Source organism: Saccharospirillum alexandrii (assembly GCF_004000275.1).
Lineage (GTDB): Bacteria > Pseudomonadota > Gammaproteobacteria > Pseudomonadales > Natronospirillaceae > Saccharospirillum > Saccharospirillum alexandrii.
The window spans coordinates 15,245-32,396 of record NZ_RCIP01000006.1; the positions used below are offsets into that span (position 1 = coordinate 15,245).

Below are 17,152 nucleotides of genomic sequence, written 5' to 3' on the forward strand. Positions count from 1 at the left end.
CACGACCCGACCACCTTAAAACGCGACAACTTACCCGCTGATCTTATAAACTCAGGCCAATCACTCATTCACGAGGCCTGTCATGTCACCCATCACCACCACTTCCGGCGCTGTCATCCGTCTGGCTGAACCCGGCGATGTTCCTCACATTCTGCGGTTTATTCAGGAACTGGCCGACTACGAAAAACTCTCGCATGAAGTCGTCGCCACCGAAGCCAAACTCACCGAGACACTGTTTTCCGACCAGCCAGCGGCTGAAGTTCTGATCGCCGAGCGCGATGGCCAACCCGTTGGCATGGCCTTATTTTTCCCGAACTACAGCACCTTTCTCGCCCAGCCCGGGATTCACCTGGAAGACCTATACGTGCAACCGGACCAGCGCGGCTCTGGTGTTGGCAAAGCGCTGATTACCAGCCTAGCGCACCTGGCCGTAGAGCGAGGCTGCGGCCGCCTGGAGTGGATGGTGCTCGACTGGAACGAACCGGCCCGACAATTTTACCGCTCGCTGGGCGCCAGCGCGCTGGACGGCTGGCTGACCAAGCGCGTCACCGGCGAGTCACTGCACGCCATGGCCCGGATGCTGGAGCGCGCCTGATGACACCGGCCGTTCAGTTACTCAAACGTCAAAAGGTACCGTTCGAACTGCACACCTTCAGCGTGGGCGACAGTGACGAAGGCTATGGCCTCGCCGCTGCCAAAGCGCTGGGTGTGCCGCCAGAGCAAGTGTTCAAGACCTTGCTGGTCAGCTTCAACGGCGACCCCAAAGCACTGGGCGTTTGTATTCTGCCGGTCACCCACAACCTGAGCCTGAAACGCGCCGCCAAAGCACATGGCCTGAAATCGGCGCAGATGGCCGAGCCAGCCATTGCCGAAAAAACCACCGGCTATGTGGTCGGAGGCATCAGCCCGCTGGGACAAAAAAAAGCCCTGCCCACGGTGGTGGACCAAAGCGCCGAGTCGATGGACACTTTGTTCGTCAGCGGCGGCAAGCGTGGGCTCGACATCGCTCTGGCCCCAGCCGATCTGCTGCAACTGACCCGCGCCCGCTTTGCGCCACTCTGCGTTACCGACGACGCCTGAACCTGAGCTGAGCCCAGCGGTTTATGTGGCAACTATTGCCGAAGCCCCCTACTTCAGCCCTATCTGCGAGGGCTTTGGTGAATCTGAATCATTAACCGCCACTGCTCGCTTGTTACTGGCTGGCGTTTTGCTATGTTTGCCCCAAGCCTTCACCTCAACCGCAGGCTATTAATCAGGAGCGAAAAATAACAATGAAATCTTTACTGACTGTCGTCACTACACTAATGCTGGCGCTGGCCATCACCCCGGCCCAGGCTGAATCCATGTCGGCCGAAGGCCAGTGGCGCACCATCGATGATGAAACCGGCGAAGCCAAAAGCCTGGTGCGCGTCTGGGTCGAAGACGGCGAACTGCAAGGTCAGATCGTTGAACTGCTGAACCCGTCCGAGCCCAACCCGGTCTGTTCCGAATGCAAAGGCAGCCGAAAAGATCAGCCAATTGAAGGCATGACGTTTCTCTGGGGCCTGGAACGAGACGGCGATGAATGGGACGGTGGCCGCATTCTGGATCCCTCCAATGGCAAGGAATACAGTGCCAAAGCCAAGGTCATCGAGAACGGTACCAAGCTGGAAGTCCGTGGTTTTCTCGGCTTTGCGCTGATCGGCCGGACTCAGGTCTGGGAACGCGTCGAATAACGACCCATTGCACGGGCTCTCCGCTGAGCCCGTGCTTTCCCTACCTGCCTTACCCCGTTATGCTGCCTTTCCCTGTTAACCGCTGATCGCCCTAATGACCGGTATCGACCCTGTTACGCTTTTAATTGCCATCACCCTCGGTCTGCTGCTGGTACTCCCGGCCGATGGTTACACCTATGAATTTGTGCGTGCCCGACACGAACGCGCCAGCCCAGTGTGGCGGTTAATCGCAGCACGAATGCTGATCACTCTCACCCAGGCCGGTTTAATGGCAACGGCGGTGACGGTCTGGGCCAATTCAGGGCCGCTGGGGCCAACGTTACTGGTATTCGCTGGCGCCATGATGGCTGCCTGGCTATGGATGTGGTACTGGATCAAAACCTACATTGCCGAACCCGGCCACCCAACCCGGCCGATCACCATCGTCAGCGTCATCCTAACCGGTGCTCTCTCCGCCACGCTTTGGTTCGAAGCTTTCACCTTTCAGGCGCTGTTGCAGGCCTGGGTCGATGCACCCGCACTCGAAACCACCATCCTGCTGTCGCTAATCTGGGTTGCCATCGATGCCATCTGGCTCGCCGTCCTCGCCAGCCAACCCTGGGGCACCCGCCTGATCGCCTCGCAAACCGGCCAAACCCGACTAAACCGAAGCCTCGGCGTTCTACTCCTAGCCCTATCTCTGTGGGCAATGGTGGCTGTGCTTTAAAGGCGAGGTTGCATACTGTGGCATGAGCTCGTGTCAGCCACCGGGTAAACGCCGATCCCACAGGGATGCCCCAGGTGATCGTCGCGGACCACTGCCACCAAGTAGCACCCCGAACTCCGACACTTGAGTTATCAACCCCCAAACTGTCCAACTCAGTAAAACTCACCATCCTCAGCCATGGTGTTAATCACTGACAGTTTCTTCACGCCGTCTTTGGTGCCCAGCAACAACACGTCCGCTGGCCGATGTGCAAACAACCCATTGGTGACCACGCCGGGAATGTTGTTGATGGCGGTTTCCATCGCCTCCGGGTCTTTGATGTCCAGTTCGTAGACATCCAGAATCTGATTGCCGTTATCGGTAACCACACCTTCGCGGTAGACCGGGTTGCCGCCCATTTTCAGCAGTTTGCGGGCGACGGCACTGCGCGCCATCGGTATGACTTCGACCGGCAGCGGGAAGGCACCTAACTTTTGCACGGCCTTGGACTCGTCGGCAATACACACGAACGTCTTGGCAATGGAGGCGACGATCTTCTCCTGGGTCAGGGCCGCGCCGCCGCCCTTGATCAGATGCAGCTTGCGGTTGGCTTCGTCGCAACCGTCGACGTAGACCGCCAGCTTTTCCACCTCGTTCATGTCGAACACCTCAATGCCGTGGTCGCGCAGGCGCTTGGCGCTGGCGTCACTGGAGGCAACGGTGCCGCGAAAGCGGTCTTTAACGGTTGCCAGCGCATCGATGAACAGATTGGCGGTAGAACCGGTGCCGATGCCGATGATGGCTTCCGGTTTCAGGTCGGGCTTGATGAAATCGAGCGCCGCCTGGGCGACGGCTTGCTTCAGTTCGTCTTGGGTCATGGGACTTTCCTGTAATCAGTGGGCGTCGGTGACTGTTCTGGGATATCGCTTGTTTGGCCGCATTATAGCTGCTGTGACGCTCAGTAACACAGGCCAGCGCCGCTTCGGCGTCGTTGCAAAACAGTATGCCGCGATTTGCCGTACGCCTGCGTTTCCGCATCCGGCCAAAACCCTTACACTACGGTGCTGCGCCGTAAAATCTCATGCGGCCGCAGACGACGACCGACATTCATCCGTTAACCAGGAAACTTCCATGCTGGAACAGACTGTTAAGAAGATACTCAATGCCCGGGTCTATGAGGCGGCGATCGAGACGCCTCTGGAAAAAGCCGCCTTTCTCAGTCGTCGGATGAACAACACTATTTTGATTAAGCGCGAAGACCTGCAACCGGTGTTCTCGTTCAAGCTGCGCGGTGCCTACAACAAGATGACCACCCTGACCCAGGCGCAACTGGACAAGGGCGTCATCTGCGCCTCGGCCGGCAACCATGCACAGGGCCTGGCTGAAGCGGCCCGGCTGATGGGGGTTAAGGCGACCATCGTCATGCCCAAAACGACGCCAGACATCAAAGTGGCGAACGTGCGTGCACGTGGTGGCAAAGCCGTGCTGCATGGCGATGCTTTCGATGAGGCGCTGGAGCACGCGCGCAAGCTCGAAGCCGAACGTGGCCTGACCTTCATTCACCCCTACGACGACCCGGACATCATTGCCGGTCAGGGCACCGTTGCCCGCGAAATTCTGCACCAGCATCGTGGTGATGACATCCATGCGGTGTTTATCCCGGTTGGCGGCGGCGGGTTGATCGCCGGTATGGCGGCCTACTTTAAATACTTGCAGCCCAACATCCGGGTAATCGGGGTCGAGTTTGAAGAAAGTGCCTGCCTGGCCGCAGCACTGAAAGCCAAACGCCGGGTGACGCTGAGCCAGGTTGGCATCTTTGCGGATGGCATCGCCGTGGCTCAGATCGGCAAGGAAACCTGGAAGATCTGCAAGGATTACGTCGATGAAGTCATCACCGTGACCTCGGATGAAATTTGCGCAGCGGTGAAGGACATCTTCGACGATACCCGATCGATCACCGAACCAGCCGGTGCCGTCAGTGTGGCAGGCATGAAAAAATTCGTGGAACGCGAGGGCTGCACCGACAAAACCCTGATCACCGTTTCCAGCGGTGCCAATACGAATTTCGATCGGTTGCGGTACGTGGCCGAGCGGGCTGAAGTGGGTGAGCACCGCGAAGCGATCTTGTCAGTGACCATTCCCGAGAAACCCGGGGCGTTCAAGAAGTTCGTGTCGATCATCGGCAAGCGGTCGATCACTGAATTCAACTACCGGTACGATGACCCGAGCAGGGCCCACATTTTTGTCGGTGTTAAGATAACCAGTCTGGAAGAGCGCGAGCAACTGATCAGCGAATTGCGCGAGGCTGATCACCCGGTCCTCGACTTAACCGACAACGAAGTCGCCAAGTCTCACGTTCGCCACATGGTGGGTGGTCATGCACCGACGATCACCAACGAGCACCTGTTCCGGTTCGAGTTTCCGGAACGGCCGGGGGCATTGGGCAAGTTCCTAAATACCCTGGGCGGCCACTGGAACATTTCGCTGTTTCACTACCGCAATCACGGTGCTGCCTACGGCCGGGTACTGACCGGTATTCAGGTGCCGCGCGAAGACATGAAAGCCTTCCGCCAGAAACTGGAAGAACTGGGGTATCCTTACTGGGAAGAAACCAGTAACCCGGTGTATGCGGCGTTTCTGGGCTGAACCGGTTGTCGTCGATATGAGCCGCCAGTATGAACCCGACCGAGCAGGAAAAGGTTGATCTCGAACACCAGGCCGCACGCGTCTTCATGCGCGCCTGGGAGCGGCAGCATGGGGAGCCGTTGCGCCATATCTGGCATAACAAACCCAGCAAGCCCGACGTTTCCTGTTACCTGAACGGCCAGCGCCTCGATCTTGAGATTGCCCATCTCTATGGCTCTGAAGTCGAAGCAATGGCCATTCTCGGGCGCGACCTCAGCCCCGCCACCCACCAGGCACTGCTGGAACTGATGCAAGACGATGTGCATCAGCGCCTGCTGCATGCGCTCAATCGCATCTTAATGGTCAAGGCACAAAAACGGTACCAGACCCGGCGTGTCTGGCTGGTGATCCGCAATGCCAACCCGCTGTGGCACAACCACGACATGCTGGCCCTGCGCCACCATTTCACCGTGCCCAAAGACCACCCGTTCGAACAGATCTGGATGGTGACCAACCTGTCGAACGACAGCGATATTTTGCAGCTTTACCCCGACTGACGCTCGAACCAGTCAGCCAGCGCCCGAACCACCTGTTCCATGGTTGCCTCATCGGGGTTACTGAACCCCAGCAGAAACCCCTGCTCGCCCATGTCCGGGTCGAGGTAATGGTCCGACAACACTTCCAGACGAATGTTCTGTTCCAGCAAGTCGCTGGCGATCCGGCGGTCCCAGCGGGCTGGCTTCCGGGCGGCCAGCCACGCTTGCGTTAACATCACCCGAATGTGCATGCCGCCCTGGGGCGCCTGCCAGGCTAACCAGGGCGTCAACTGCTCTGCCAGCAGCGCCAGCAACCGGTCTCGCTTTAACCGGTAGAGACGCCGCATCCGGTTCAGGTGCCGGTCGAACCGGCCATGTCGCATGAAATCCGTCAGCACCGGCTGAATGGGCAGCGAGGCCGAGGCGCCCAGCGCTTGCTGGCTGGCCCGAAACCGCTCGATCTGGCCCGGTGGCACCACCACAAACCCCAGCCGCAACCCGCGAAACAGCACCTTGGAAAAACTGCCGACCAGAAACGACCGACCCTGGGTATCGGCCTGCATCAGCGGCACGCCCATGCGTCCCTGAAAGTGGTACTCATTGTCGTAGTCGTCTTCGATCAACCACAGCGACGGATGCTGCTGCAAGGCCTGCAACCAGCCTTGTCTGCGAGCCGGACTCATGCCGATGCCCAGCGGGTACTGCCGGTTCGGCGTGATGATGGCCACCTGCGGCGTGTCTTTTCGCAGTGGCAGCGGGGCACCCTCGGCGTCCACGTTCAGCGTACCCAGGCCCGAGGCCCGGTTGCTCAGTAACGCCCGCATCGGCTTATAACAGGGATTCTCGAGCAGCCAGTGAGCATCGGTGGTTTGTGCGTCCAGAGTATGTTGCAGAATGCTCAGGGCGTCGCGGTTGCCCGAGGTCACAAATACCTGCTCTTCGGTACAGCTCACCCCCCGAACCCGGTACAGATAATCGGCAATGGCCGCCTTGAGCGGTGGGTACCCCCCCGAATAGGCGCCTTCCAGCACATTCAAATCGGGCTTGAGCCAGCTGCGCCTCATACTGGCGGCCCAGTCCCGTGCCGGGAAAGCGGCGACGTCGGCCCCGGAATCGCACGTCAGCATTGGCGGCGATTTGACCGGCGCTACGCTGTGAACCCGTGGCGCCGGGTTCAGCAATACCCGGGCACTGGCGGCAACAAAGAGCCCACGCTTTGCTTCACTGATCAGAAACCCTTCGGCCAGCAAGGCATCGTAGGCCCGGGTCACGGTACTGCGCGACACCCCGAGTGTAGTTGCCAACTGGCGGGACGAGGGCAGTTTGTCTCCCGACTTCAGCCGCCGCTGGCGAATCCCGTCCTTCACCTGGTCAATCAACTGCAGGTAATAGGGGTCTGCCGAGTCCGTCAGGTGGAAGGTCAGGCTGGCTAAGGCGTGTTTCATGGTCATAGGGAGAGTCATCTGGCCTGCAAAATTATTTTCAATCTGGCTATTTTTGAGCAAACCAGTTCACCCTATGCTGGCAAAGACCGAGGCTAAAGTCACCATTGCAGTTAACCCCCGGTCACACCCCAACCCATGCCCCTATAAGGACACTGACGTGAGTACCCGACTGCCCGATTCAGACAACCCCTTGCACACCCAAACCAGCCATGTAAAACGTGGCCCGGGCCGGGCCAGCTACGACCGCGATCACTTGAACCGGATCATCGATGAGTCGCTGCTGTGCACCGTCGCCCAGAGCGTGGATGACCAGCCCTTCGTGACGCCTACCTGCCACTGGCGTGAAGGCGATTACCTTTACTGGCACGGCCATGCCAAGGCACGCAACCTGGCCCCCGGGCAGCCGGTGTGCATCAACATCATGCAAATGGACGGCCTGGTGCTGGCGCGCTCGGCGTTCCACCACTCGGTGAACTACCGTTCGGCCACCCTCTTCGGCACCGCCGAAGCCGTTACCGACCCGGACGAGAAAGCCCGGCAATTGCACATTTTCCTCGACAAGATCTCACCGGATCGCTGGGACGCCCTGCGCCCGATGACAGACAACGAACTGAAGGCCACCGGCCTGTCGCGCATTCTGATCAGCGAGGCCTCGTGCAAAATGAGAGCGGAAGGCGTAAACGACGAGGCAGCCGGCCCAGACTGGCCAGTCTGGGCCGGCGTTATGCCCCTGGAAAAACGCTGGGGTGAGCCCGTTCAGGAAAAACAGCAGGTGGGGTTGTCACTACCCCGGTTACCACTGAACGCGAAATAAGTCGGCGATGTCGGGCCTGTCGTCAGGCCCGCAACCTGCTTCCCTTCGAATTAACCCGGACCACAGCATTCTCTCCACCCAACCTTGCAGGTAGCGGACAGCCTGAATGGCTGTGGTATCATGAGGTCCAAACTCACCGGGCTGGCTAGTCGTTTACCTGGCCTGAAGCTCAGGTCCCCACGCCAAGACAACGCCTGACCTGTCGAACACTAGAGTGCGACTGGCATGGCTCTGGCACAGTGTTTCAATGGGGCAACCGAACCAAACGTCAAAGAGTAACGGATGCGCTCACAACCGCTAAAGGGTTCCAATTTAACGACCGTTCGGGGTATCAACGAACGCTTGGTACTGCATCTGCTGCGGATGCACGGCGCGCTGAGCAAGGCCGAGGCAACCCGTATGACGGGTTTATCGGCCAACGCCGTATCGGTCATTTTTCGGGCGCTGGAAAAAGAAGGGCTCTTGCTAAGGGGCAATCCCGTTCGTGGCCGAATCGGCCAGCCATCCGTGCCGATGAGACTGAACCCGGATGCCCGTTATTATCTGGGTTATAAAATCGGCCGGCGCACCTTCGATCTGGTCGTGGTCAATTTTGTCGGTGACGTTCTGGCTCAGGCAAGCGCGGTGCACGATTACCCCACACCCGCCAATACACTGCAGTTTCTTGAAGATAACCTCACCCCTTTACTAACCTCAGCCGAAGTCACACTTGATTCTATATCGGCGCTGAACATCGCCATGCCGTTCGAACTGTGGAGCTGGACCTCCGACTTCGATGCACCGGTCCGGGAAATGAATGAATGGCGTACCTTCGATCTTGAAGCCGAATTGAAACGTCGCGTCCCCTGGCCGGTAACGCTGCAAAATGACGGCACGGCAGCGTGCCGGGCCGAGTTGATTTTCGGTCCGCCACTGGAGGAGCAGGATTTTGTCTATTTGTTCCTTGGCACTTTTATAGGCGGTGGCATTGTTCTCAATGGCGGCGTCTTCCCGGGACGCCGGGGCAGTTCCGGCGGCTTCGGCCCGATGCGAGTACCGGATGAACCCGGCGGAGAACGACTGGTGGACCATGCCTCGCTGGTGGTGCTCGAACATATGCTGGCTGCACGCGACGCACAGCTGGCACGCCAGCTCTATAATCAGGATGCAGACTGGTCGCGGTTCGAACCGGAACTCAGCCAATGGCTTGCCCGGGCTGGCCGCAGCCTGGCCCATGCCATTGTTTCCGCCCTGTCCGTTATCGATTTCGAAACCGTGGTAATCGACGGTGCCTTGCCCGTGGCTGTGCGCAGCCGTCTGGTCAGAAAGGTAGAATCCAGTCTGGACGAACTGGACTTGCAAGGGGTGGAGCGACCCGCACTGCGGCCGGGTCACTTTTCCTATCTCGCCCGGGCCATGGGTGCCGCCTCCTACCAGATTTCAACAGAATACATGATCGACCAGAACACCCTGCTGCGGGAAACACCCACCACCATTTTCAAAACCTAAACAGGCCGGCGCTGGCCGATCACTGTGCCCGGTCAACCCAATCGTTCACGACTCATGCGCTCCAGGGTTTGCTGGTCCGCGTTGAACCCGCGACTACCCTCGGCCAGTTTGATCAGCACCCGATCCGTTGAAACGCTTGCCTTATGATACAAGGCCATTAATCGTCGAGCCTTGTCGAGGCTGCCTTCAACATCATATGACAACCGTGCTGTATTGTTTGAGTTAATCCAGTAATGACGTCATAAGATTCCCAGTTTGAGGCAGTCAAAACCGGTCTAACCGCTCTGACGATGTTGTACAGTTATCGGTTTTTTTTTGCTCGATAGAGGCCCGGTCTGACCTGCCATTCAAGCCTTTTCGCCCAATGTCAGGTCAGCAACCCCGCTGTGCTCCAGCACCAGCCGGGCGTTTTTCAAGTCGTTTTCATGAACCTTCAGCGCGGCTTGTTCAGGCGTAAAGCCAAATCCCAGCCAGCGCTCCATCAAACGCTTTTCAAGGGTTTCCAGGCTTGGTTTCAAAAAGACGGTTGCATCAAACAACTCCGTCAACCCATCCCAGATCGGCGCATCAAGCAACAGATAATTGCCTTCAAACACCACGATAGACGTTGTTGACCTGAGCAAACCGGCATCAACCAGCGCCCGGTCCAGCGCACGGTCAAACAGCGGATAATGAATATCACCGACATCGGTTCGGGCACTGACAACGAGTTCATACAACCCCCCGACGTCGAAGGTTTCCGGTGCGCCTTTGCGCTTCAGCAAATCCCTTTGCAGCAACAGCTCGTTGTCAAGATGAAAGCCATCCATGGGTAACAAGGCGGCGTGATCACTATCCCCTGCACGATGGTTCAATTGTTGAACCACCGCCTCGGCCAAGGTCGATTTTCCCGACCCGGGCGGCCCGGCAATACCGATCACAGTTCGCCGGTCGCTTCGGGCAGCGCGATCAATGAATTCGACTACTGCGTCCGCTTGAGTTGCAATACTCGCCATGGCTAAACCCCGACGGCTTCAACGTCGGGCTCTTTGGCCCCGGTCATAAAGGCAACGGCATCGCTCATGGTGTAATCAGCCGGGTTCAACACACACAAGCGCTTGCCCAATCGGTGCACATGAATCCGGTCGGCGACTTCAAACACATGCGGCATGTTGTGACTGATCAGCACAATGGGAATGCCCCGTGCCTTCACTTCACTGATCAACTCCAGCACCCGACGGCTTTCCTTGACGCCCAGCGCAGCGGTTGGCTCATCGAGGATGATCACTCTGGACCCAAAGGCAGCTGCACGCGCAACGGCCACACCCTGGCGCTGGCCACCCGACAAGGTCTCAACCGGCTGGCGAATGTTCTGAATGGTCATCAGTCCCAGTTCATTGAGTTTTTCCCGAGCGAAGGCTTCCATCGCCGGGCGATCCAATTGGCGCAACACTTGCCCCATGAAGCCCGGTTTTCTGAGTTCACGGCCCATAAACATGTTGTCGGCAATCGACAGCGCCGGCGACATGGCCAACTGCTGATACACCGTCTCTATGCCCTGTTTTCGCGCATCCAGTGGCGAGGTGAACCGTACCTCCTGACCATCCAGATAGACCTTGCCCTGATCGGGAACCAGAGCACCAGAGATGGCTTTGATCAGCGTTGACTTGCCTGCACCGTTATCGCCAATGACGGCGAGAATCTCTCCGGGGTACAACTCGAAGTCGCAATGATCGAGTGCGGTAACCCGGCCAAAGCGCTTGACCAGGTTCTTAGCATGAAGTATCGGAGCTACCGCATGCTCCGACGATTGGGTGTGTGGTTGCATCATACGGTCGCCCTCCTGATCCATTGGTCCACCGCAACTGCGCCGATGATCAGCACACCAATCAACAGATACGTCCACTGCGCATCAGCGCCCATCAAACGCAGACCGAGGGTAAACACCCCAACAATCAGGGCACCATAGAGCGTGCCGAGAATAGAGCCACGCCCACCGAACAGTGAGATTCCCCCAATTACCACGGCGGTGATCGATTCAATATTGGATAGCTGCCCCGCCGTGGGTGAAACGGACCCCAGCCGACCTATCAGTGCCCAGCCCGCAAAGGCGCAGATCAGCCCGGAGAGCATGTATACCGACAATATAATCCGCCCGGTTTTCACACCGGAAAGCTCTGCGGCTTCCTTGTCATCGCCGACAGCATACACGTGGCGCCCCCAGGCCGTGTGTTTGAGGGCATAGGCAAGCACCAAGGCCAGTAGCACCATGAAAACAACACCGTAGGTAAAAACAGCCCCTCCGATTGTGATCTTAGTGCCAAAGAACTGCAGCAACGATGCCTGGGTTTCAATATCCTGCGCGCGTATAGTTTCATTCTTTGAATAAAGAAAATTAGTGGCGAGAACAATTTGCCACATGCCCAGCGTGACAATAAACGGCGGCAAACGAACACGGGAGACCAGCAAGCCGCTGATCATTCCGCACAACATGCCGCACAGCAGGCCACAGACAATACTGATGGGAACGGGAATGCCATAGCGAAAGGTAAACTGACCCATCACGACAGAAGACAACACCATGGTTGCGCCCACCGAAAGGTCGATGCCCGCGGTCAGAATGATCAGGCTCTGTGCGGCGGCGATGATACCGACTATTTGAACCTGTTGAAGAATCAGGGTCAGTGCGAAGGGCGAAAAAAAGCGGGTTCCCAGCAACAATCCAAAGACGGCGATTGATAACAGCAAGACAATCAATGGAACCATGGACGGGTTCAGGTGCAGCGTATGCTGCAGTTTTTTGATAAAACCAGCCCGGTCGTCTTCAAAGGAAGCGACCGCATCCGGTGCACTGCCTAATGACGATTCATGCACCGGACTGTTGGAATCGGATTTGGCCATTGGACCTCTCCAGAAATTCTACGTAACAGGCTAGGCAGGGCAGGACCCTGCCTCACAATAAAGCCCCTGGCTTCAGGGGTGGGCGGGTGCTTCCATGCTCTCCCGCCCGAAGGAACTCACACTACCCTGATTAGCCCCAGCAGCGGTTCATGCCTTCCTCAATCGAAATGGATTCCACACCGTCGACCGGATCACCCGTCACCAGTGAGACACCGGTATCAAAGAAATCCTTGCCTTCGGTCGGCTCTGGCTTGGTGCCGTTCTCAGCCCACTCCAGAATTGCCTCCATACCCAGTGCGGCCATTTGCAACGGGTATTGTTGCGCCGTGGCCCCAATCACACCGTCCTGAATATCCGCCACGCCCGAGCAACTGCCGTCTACCGACACAATGAGCACATCGTCCTGGCGATTCATTGACGCCAGCGCCTGATAAGCCCCTGCTGCGGCAGGTTCGTTGATGGTATAAACGACATTAATGCTGGGGTCTTCAACCAGCAGGTTTTCCATGGCACGGCGACCGCCTTCTTCATTGCCGTCTGACACATCGTGACCAACAATGCGGGGGTCGGTTTCATCGCCCCAGCGGTTGATGTCGCCCGTATCGATACCAAAGCCGGTCAGGAAGCCCTGGTTACGCAGCACGCCGACCGACGGCTGGCTCACGTTGATGTTCAGCAGCGCAATGCGGGCATTCTCGGCCTCATCGCCCAACTGAGCGGCCGCCCAGGCACCGATCAGCTCGCCAGCCACGAAATTGTCTGTCGCGAAGGTCGCGTCAGCCGCCGAGGCCGGGTCAAGCGGGGTATCCAGCGCAATAACAAGCACGCCCGCATCACGCGCCTGCTCAACGGCAGAGACGATGGACGAGGTATCAGACGCTGTCAGCAGAATGCCATCCGCACCATCTGCGATGCAGGTCTCGATGGCCTGAACCTGGGTTTCATGATCCCCGTCAATCCTTCCGGCGAACGACTTGAGTTCCATACCCAGTTCTTCAGCCTTGGCTTCTGCCCCCTCTCTCATCTTGACGAAGAAGGGGTTGGTATCCGTTTTCGTGATCAGACAGGCGCTGGCCGATGCCGTGTGCGCACCCGCCTGGGCCTGGCCAGCAATGGCGCCTGTGACCAGCAATACCGCTGCTGCGGCCTTGAGGGAAGTCGACATGGTTATCCTCCGGGATAGTTGTTGTTGTAACCCTATTTATTAATTCATCAGTAAGTAATTATTGAAACAGTACTGCTGTGGTCCATTTCCAGACTTACGGATGCAGTCAAGGCCATCGTTCATCGACAACACCTGCCGCTTCAACCTTGATCATCAAAAGCATACTGCCGTTGGCATGCATGTCAATAATAACTTTTAAATGAATTAGTAACTGATCGTAGCGCTCACGACAGATCAGGCGCCTCGATCCGGCGGCAACACCACCCACCCAGCTGCATCGAACTCACCAATCGGGTGAATCTCGCAGAACGGCGCTGCACTGCGAATAATGGCGGCTATGTCCGGGTTGTGCTGCTGCTCCATCGCATCGCGCGCCACCTTGCTTTCCCACTCCGCGATGGCAATCAGCACTGAGGGATCATCCAGCTTGCGGTGCAGTCGGGTGCCACGCGCGCCCGGTGCCTGTTGAATCAGTTCACTCGCGCGTACCCAGGCGTCGGCGTAATCCTCGGCGGTGTAGCCGGGCTTGATGTGTACTTCAAACAGGTAAAGCATCCGCACCTCCAACTTTGTCTCCTTAGCGCACCTTCAGATTAGCACTAACCGGCCAAGCCAGCGGTTGAGTGTTCTCTGTGCATAGAATCACAGAGGTAGCCTGACTGTACCCGGCCCGCTATGCTCGGAACGCAACCAATTTGATGTCAATCAGAGGACCAAACCATGCGTATTCTATTCACCGGCGGCAGTGGCAAAGCGGGCCGCCATGCCATTGCACACCTGATTGATCAGGGTCACCGCGTGACCAATGCTGACCTGGTGCCACTTAACATGCCCGGCGTTGATTCGCTGCAGGTGGATTTAACCGACGCTGGCCAGGTATTCAACGCCCTGCACGCTTACGCCGGTTTTGATGAACTTGAACCCGGCACCGGAGTCCCAGCCTACGACGCCGTGGTTCATTTTGCGGCCATTCCCTGCATTCTGTTGCGCCCCGATAACGAAACCTATCGCATCAACACCATGAGCACGTACAACGTGCTGGATGCGGCCACCAAACTGGGGATTCGCAAGATCATTTTTGCCTCGTCGGAAACGACTTACGGCATTTGCTTTGCCGATGGCGAAATGAAGCCGGAGTACATTCCGATCGACGAAGAGCACCCGACCATCCCACAGGACAGCTACGCCATGTCCAAGGTGGTTAACGAAGCGACAGCCCGGTCTTTTCAGGCCCGTACCGGCTTCGATATTTACGGCTTGCGCATCAACAACGTGATTGAGCCGCACGAATACGCGACCAATTTCCCGGCATTTATGGACAACCCGGCCCTGCGCCGTCGCAACATCTTCGCCTACATCGACGCACGCGACCTCGGCCACATGGTCGACTGCTGCCTGAAAACCGATGGCCTGGGCTATGAAGTATTCAACGTCGCCAACGATGATCTCTCGGTCGGCATTAACAGCCAGGAAGTGATTGACCGGTTCTATCAGGGCGTGCCCCAAAAACGCGACATGGCACCGACTGAAACCTTCTATACAAACGATAAAGCCAAACGCCTCGTCGGGTTTTCACCCCGGCATTCATGGCGAGACGCACTGAAAGATTAACGTTCACCCTGTTTTGATAGACCTGAAAGCGGCGATTAAGTAAATAAATCGCCGCTTTGGCAAAATCGTCCCCACCCTGTGAGTGAACCCGCAGGACAAAGGACGATTCAGATGAGCAAAATTTTATTCGTACTCACCAACTACAAATACCTGCTAAACGGCGAGCCCACGGGGTTGTGGCTTGAAGAATTCGCCGTACCCTACCTGGCGCTGACCGACGCAGGCCATGAGGTTGAGGTCACTTCGGTCACCGGCGGTGACGTACCCATCGACCCCAACAGCACTCCCACTGAAGACCAGGCCAACGCCTGGAAGCCGGCCATGGCCAAGTTGAAAGCCACGCCAGCATTCAATAGCATCAATGCCAGAGAATACGACGCCATTTACCTGCCGGGAGGGCACGGCACGGTATTCGACATGCCTTACAACCTGGCGCTGCACAACACCCTGTTCGACTTTCACCGCACTGGCCGACTCATAGCCAGCGTGTGCCACGCACCCGCCGTCTTCGCCGGCATGTACGATGAACACGGCACGCCTTTTATCAAAGGTCGCAAAATTGCCGCCTTCACCGACTCCGAAGAAGCCGCCGCCGGCGGCACCGAGAAGGTTCCGTTCTTGCTTGAATCGCGCTTGAAAGCCCTGGGTGCAGAGCATGAAGCCGGGCCAGACTGGGAGCCTCATGCGGTACAGGATGGCACACTCATTACCGGGCAGAACCCGCAGTCTTCTGCCGAAGTGGCGCATCTGATGCTGACCGCGCTGAAGTAACGCCACACTGTGACGCCAGGGAGGGCGTATTCGGGCCTTTTTTGTTACTGGCCCTGCAACGTCAAAACGAGTTGACGGCCAGAAGCCCGTGTTCGATGCTCGCCAAGGTAAACCCCCTGCCAGGTACCCAGGTTCAAGCGTCCGCCCGTGACGGGTAACGTCAGGTTGCTCCCTAGCAGGCTGGCTTTAAAATGCGCCGGCAAATCATCCAGGCCTTCGTAGGTGTGTTCATAGGGCGCGCTTCGGTCGGTGTCGGGTGCGAGGGTTTGAAAGTACCGTTCGAAATCCCGGCGTACGGCGGGGTCCGCGTTTTCATTCAGCGTTACACTGGCCGAGGTGTGTTTGACAAGAATATGCAGCAGGCCTACCGACACCGAAGGCGCATGGCGCAAGGCGTCGTCAATCTCGTTGGTGATCAGGTGAAACCCACGTGACTTGGCGGTGAGCTGAAGTTCGTGCTGCCAGACAATCATAACCCGACCGGTACTCCTGTTTCGTGTTTAAAAAAAACCAACCCTATCACAGTGCTGTGTTTAAACCGTGATCTCACCGCTGATCACACCAACCACGTGACCACCCACCCAGACATCTCCGTTCGCCTCACGCAGTTGCACTCGACCCGCACGGTTCAACCGGGTGCCCTGGGCCGCAACATAAGGCGACGGTACAAACCCGGCCGGTATAAGCCATTGCGCCAGGCTTGCATTCAGGCTGCCGGTTACCGGGTCTTCATAGCCGCCATTACCAATGAGCGCCCGCACTTCAACGGTCGCATCGCCGCCCTCATCGTGCAGACCGACCACGCCAAGATTCAGCGGAGCCAGTGCCGTCCAATCGGGGTCAAGTGCCAGTACATCCATGGCGGAATGCAGCATGATCGCGCACCAGCCAGGGCCGTTATCCACCCACTGATGGTGGGCAATAGCTGCGGGCGACAACGACAGTGCCTCCAGGATCTGGCCCAACACCTCTTTTTCAAGCGGACCGGTTCGCATTACCGAAGGCGCTGCAAACTCGAGTTGCGACCCGTCCTGACGCACCGTAACCAGCCCTACTTCACACTGCTGGACAACCTGTTCTGTATGGTTAGGCGTACCACCGGCTGCCAGCCAGGCATGGCAGGAACCCAAGGTCGGATGCCCGGCAAAGGGCAACTCTGCTTCTGGCGAGAAAATGCGCACGGCATAATCTGCTTTTGGGTTCGTGGGTTTCATTAAAAACACGGTTTCAGACAAATTCGTCCACCGCGCAATGCTTGCCATCTGCTCCGTGGTCAGCGCATCGGCGTCGTGTACGACCGCGAGCGGATTGCCGAGCAGAGGGTCGGTTGAGAAGACGTTTACTTGCGAAAATTTGAAGCGGGACATAAAGCGGTTTATTTCCTGCGAGTCATGAAGAACACGTTGCTCAATGCAAC

19 protein-coding genes and 1 pseudogene are annotated in these 17,152 nt (G+C 57.7%); 10 read left to right on the forward strand and 10 right to left on the reverse strand.

All coding sequences use genetic code 11. The features are described 5' to 3' along the window. Positions 1–82 precede the first annotated feature (82 nt). The 4 genes from EP166_RS19250 (at position 83) to EP166_RS19265 (ending at position 2,421) form a co-directional block, all read left to right on the forward strand. Positions 83–595, forward strand: a complete 513-nt coding sequence (locus EP166_RS19250) for a GNAT family N-acetyltransferase (protein ID WP_127560154.1) — start codon at positions 83–85, stop codon at positions 593–595. Next, the gene (ybaK, locus tag EP166_RS19255) at positions 595–1,080 is read left to right on the forward strand and encodes a Cys-tRNA(Pro) deacylase (RefSeq protein ID WP_127560155.1); all 486 of its coding nucleotides are present in this window, start codon (positions 595–597) and stop codon (positions 1,078–1,080) included. The genes EP166_RS19250 and ybaK overlap by 1 nt, the downstream gene beginning before the upstream one ends. A 191-nt stretch (positions 1,081–1,271) precedes the next feature. Continuing rightward, positions 1,272–1,715, forward strand: a complete 444-nt coding sequence (locus EP166_RS19260) for a DUF2147 domain-containing protein (RefSeq protein WP_127560157.1) — start codon at positions 1,272–1,274, stop codon at positions 1,713–1,715. A 94-nt stretch (positions 1,716–1,809) separates the two neighbouring features. Further along, positions 1,810–2,421: a hypothetical protein gene (locus tag EP166_RS19265; protein ID WP_127560159.1), complete on the forward strand. Its 612-nt coding sequence runs from the start codon at positions 1,810–1,812 to the stop codon at positions 2,419–2,421. 152 nt (positions 2,422–2,573) lie between these two features. Here EP166_RS19265 and rpiA read toward each other — a convergent pair whose 3' ends face one another. Then, on the reverse strand, positions 2,574–3,278 hold the full coding sequence (gene rpiA, locus EP166_RS19270; protein ID WP_127560161.1) for a ribose-5-phosphate isomerase RpiA: 705 nt from the start codon (positions 3,276–3,278) through the stop codon (positions 2,574–2,576). A gap of 235 nt (positions 3,279–3,513) precedes the next feature. Between rpiA and ilvA the strand changes: the two are divergent. Next, positions 3,514–5,046: pseudogene (gene ilvA, locus EP166_RS19275) on the forward strand (threonine ammonia-lyase, biosynthetic); the annotation flags it as partial. 29 nt (positions 5,047–5,075) lie between these two features. Then, positions 5,076–5,582, forward strand: a complete 507-nt coding sequence (locus tag EP166_RS19280) for a hypothetical protein (protein WP_127560165.1) — start codon at positions 5,076–5,078, stop codon at positions 5,580–5,582. On the opposite strand, the gene pdxR is transcribed toward EP166_RS19280, so the two are convergent. After that, a complete protein-coding gene (gene pdxR / locus EP166_RS19285) occupies positions 5,570–7,012 on the reverse strand; it encodes a MocR-like pyridoxine biosynthesis transcription factor PdxR (RefSeq protein WP_246026353.1) in 1,443 nt (480 codons plus the stop codon). The genes EP166_RS19280 and pdxR overlap by 13 nt on opposite strands. A 151-nt stretch (positions 7,013–7,163) precedes the next feature. On the opposite strand from pdxR, the gene EP166_RS19290 reads away from it, so the two are divergent. Both EP166_RS19290 and EP166_RS19295 read left to right on the forward strand, forming a co-directional pair. Further along, the gene (locus tag EP166_RS19290) at positions 7,164–7,820 is read left to right on the forward strand and encodes a pyridoxamine 5'-phosphate oxidase family protein (protein WP_246026354.1); all 657 of its coding nucleotides are present in this window, start codon (positions 7,164–7,166) and stop codon (positions 7,818–7,820) included. 282 nt (positions 7,821–8,102) lie between these two features. Further along, on the forward strand, positions 8,103–9,308 hold the full coding sequence (locus EP166_RS19295) for an ROK family transcriptional regulator (RefSeq protein ID WP_127560171.1): 1,206 nt from the start codon (positions 8,103–8,105) through the stop codon (positions 9,306–9,308). A gap of 32 nt (positions 9,309–9,340) precedes the next feature. Here EP166_RS19295 and EP166_RS19300 read toward each other — a convergent pair whose 3' ends face one another. From EP166_RS19300 to EP166_RS19325, 6 genes are all read right to left on the reverse strand, one after another. Then, on the reverse strand, positions 9,341–9,466 hold the full coding sequence (locus EP166_RS19300; protein ID WP_246026355.1) for a hypothetical protein: 126 nt from the start codon (positions 9,464–9,466) through the stop codon (positions 9,341–9,343). Between the two features lie 189 nt (positions 9,467–9,655). Further along, entirely contained in the window at positions 9,656–10,303 is a 648-nt protein-coding gene (locus EP166_RS19305; RefSeq protein ID WP_127560175.1) for a nucleoside/nucleotide kinase family protein, read from the reverse strand. A gap of 2 nt (positions 10,304–10,305) precedes the next feature. Then, positions 10,306–11,118, reverse strand: coding sequence for an ATP-binding cassette domain-containing protein (locus EP166_RS19310; RefSeq protein ID WP_246026356.1), 813 nt, complete (start codon positions 11,116–11,118; stop codon positions 10,306–10,308). After that, positions 11,115–12,188: an ABC transporter permease gene (locus EP166_RS19315; RefSeq protein ID WP_127560179.1), complete on the reverse strand. Its 1,074-nt coding sequence runs from the start codon at positions 12,186–12,188 to the stop codon at positions 11,115–11,117. Before EP166_RS19315 ends, EP166_RS19310 begins: the two co-directional genes overlap by 4 nt. Positions 12,189–12,318: 130 nt before the next feature. Then, on the reverse strand, positions 12,319–13,353 hold the full coding sequence (locus EP166_RS19320; RefSeq protein ID WP_127560181.1) for a sugar ABC transporter substrate-binding protein: 1,035 nt from the start codon (positions 13,351–13,353) through the stop codon (positions 12,319–12,321). Positions 13,354–13,587: 234 nt separating this feature from the next. Continuing rightward, a complete protein-coding gene (locus EP166_RS19325; RefSeq protein WP_127560183.1) occupies positions 13,588–13,908 on the reverse strand; it encodes an antibiotic biosynthesis monooxygenase family protein in 321 nt (106 codons plus the stop codon). Positions 13,909–14,073: 165 nt separating this feature from the next. Here EP166_RS19325 and EP166_RS19330 point away from each other — a divergent pair, with 165 nt between their 5' ends. Both EP166_RS19330 and EP166_RS19335 read left to right on the forward strand, forming a co-directional pair. Beyond that, the gene (locus EP166_RS19330) at positions 14,074–14,964 is read left to right on the forward strand and encodes an NAD-dependent epimerase/dehydratase family protein (RefSeq protein ID WP_127560185.1); all 891 of its coding nucleotides are present in this window, start codon (positions 14,074–14,076) and stop codon (positions 14,962–14,964) included. Between the two features lie 111 nt (positions 14,965–15,075). Then, positions 15,076–15,735 carry a type 1 glutamine amidotransferase domain-containing protein gene (locus EP166_RS19335; RefSeq protein ID WP_127560187.1) on the forward strand — a complete coding sequence of 220 codons (660 nt, stop codon included), beginning with the start codon at positions 15,076–15,078 and terminating at the stop codon, positions 15,733–15,735. 44 nt (positions 15,736–15,779) lie between these two features. Here EP166_RS19335 and EP166_RS19340 read toward each other — a convergent pair whose 3' ends face one another. Together EP166_RS19340 and EP166_RS19345 are read right to left on the reverse strand one after the other, a co-directional pair. Continuing rightward, positions 15,780–16,208, reverse strand: a complete 429-nt coding sequence (locus tag EP166_RS19340) for a secondary thiamine-phosphate synthase enzyme YjbQ (protein WP_127560189.1) — start codon at positions 16,206–16,208, stop codon at positions 15,780–15,782. Positions 16,209–16,268: 60 nt separating this feature from the next. Continuing rightward, positions 16,269–17,102: a PhzF family phenazine biosynthesis protein gene (locus tag EP166_RS19345; protein ID WP_127560191.1), complete on the reverse strand. Its 834-nt coding sequence runs from the start codon at positions 17,100–17,102 to the stop codon at positions 16,269–16,271. Positions 17,103–17,152: the final 50 nt, after the last annotated feature.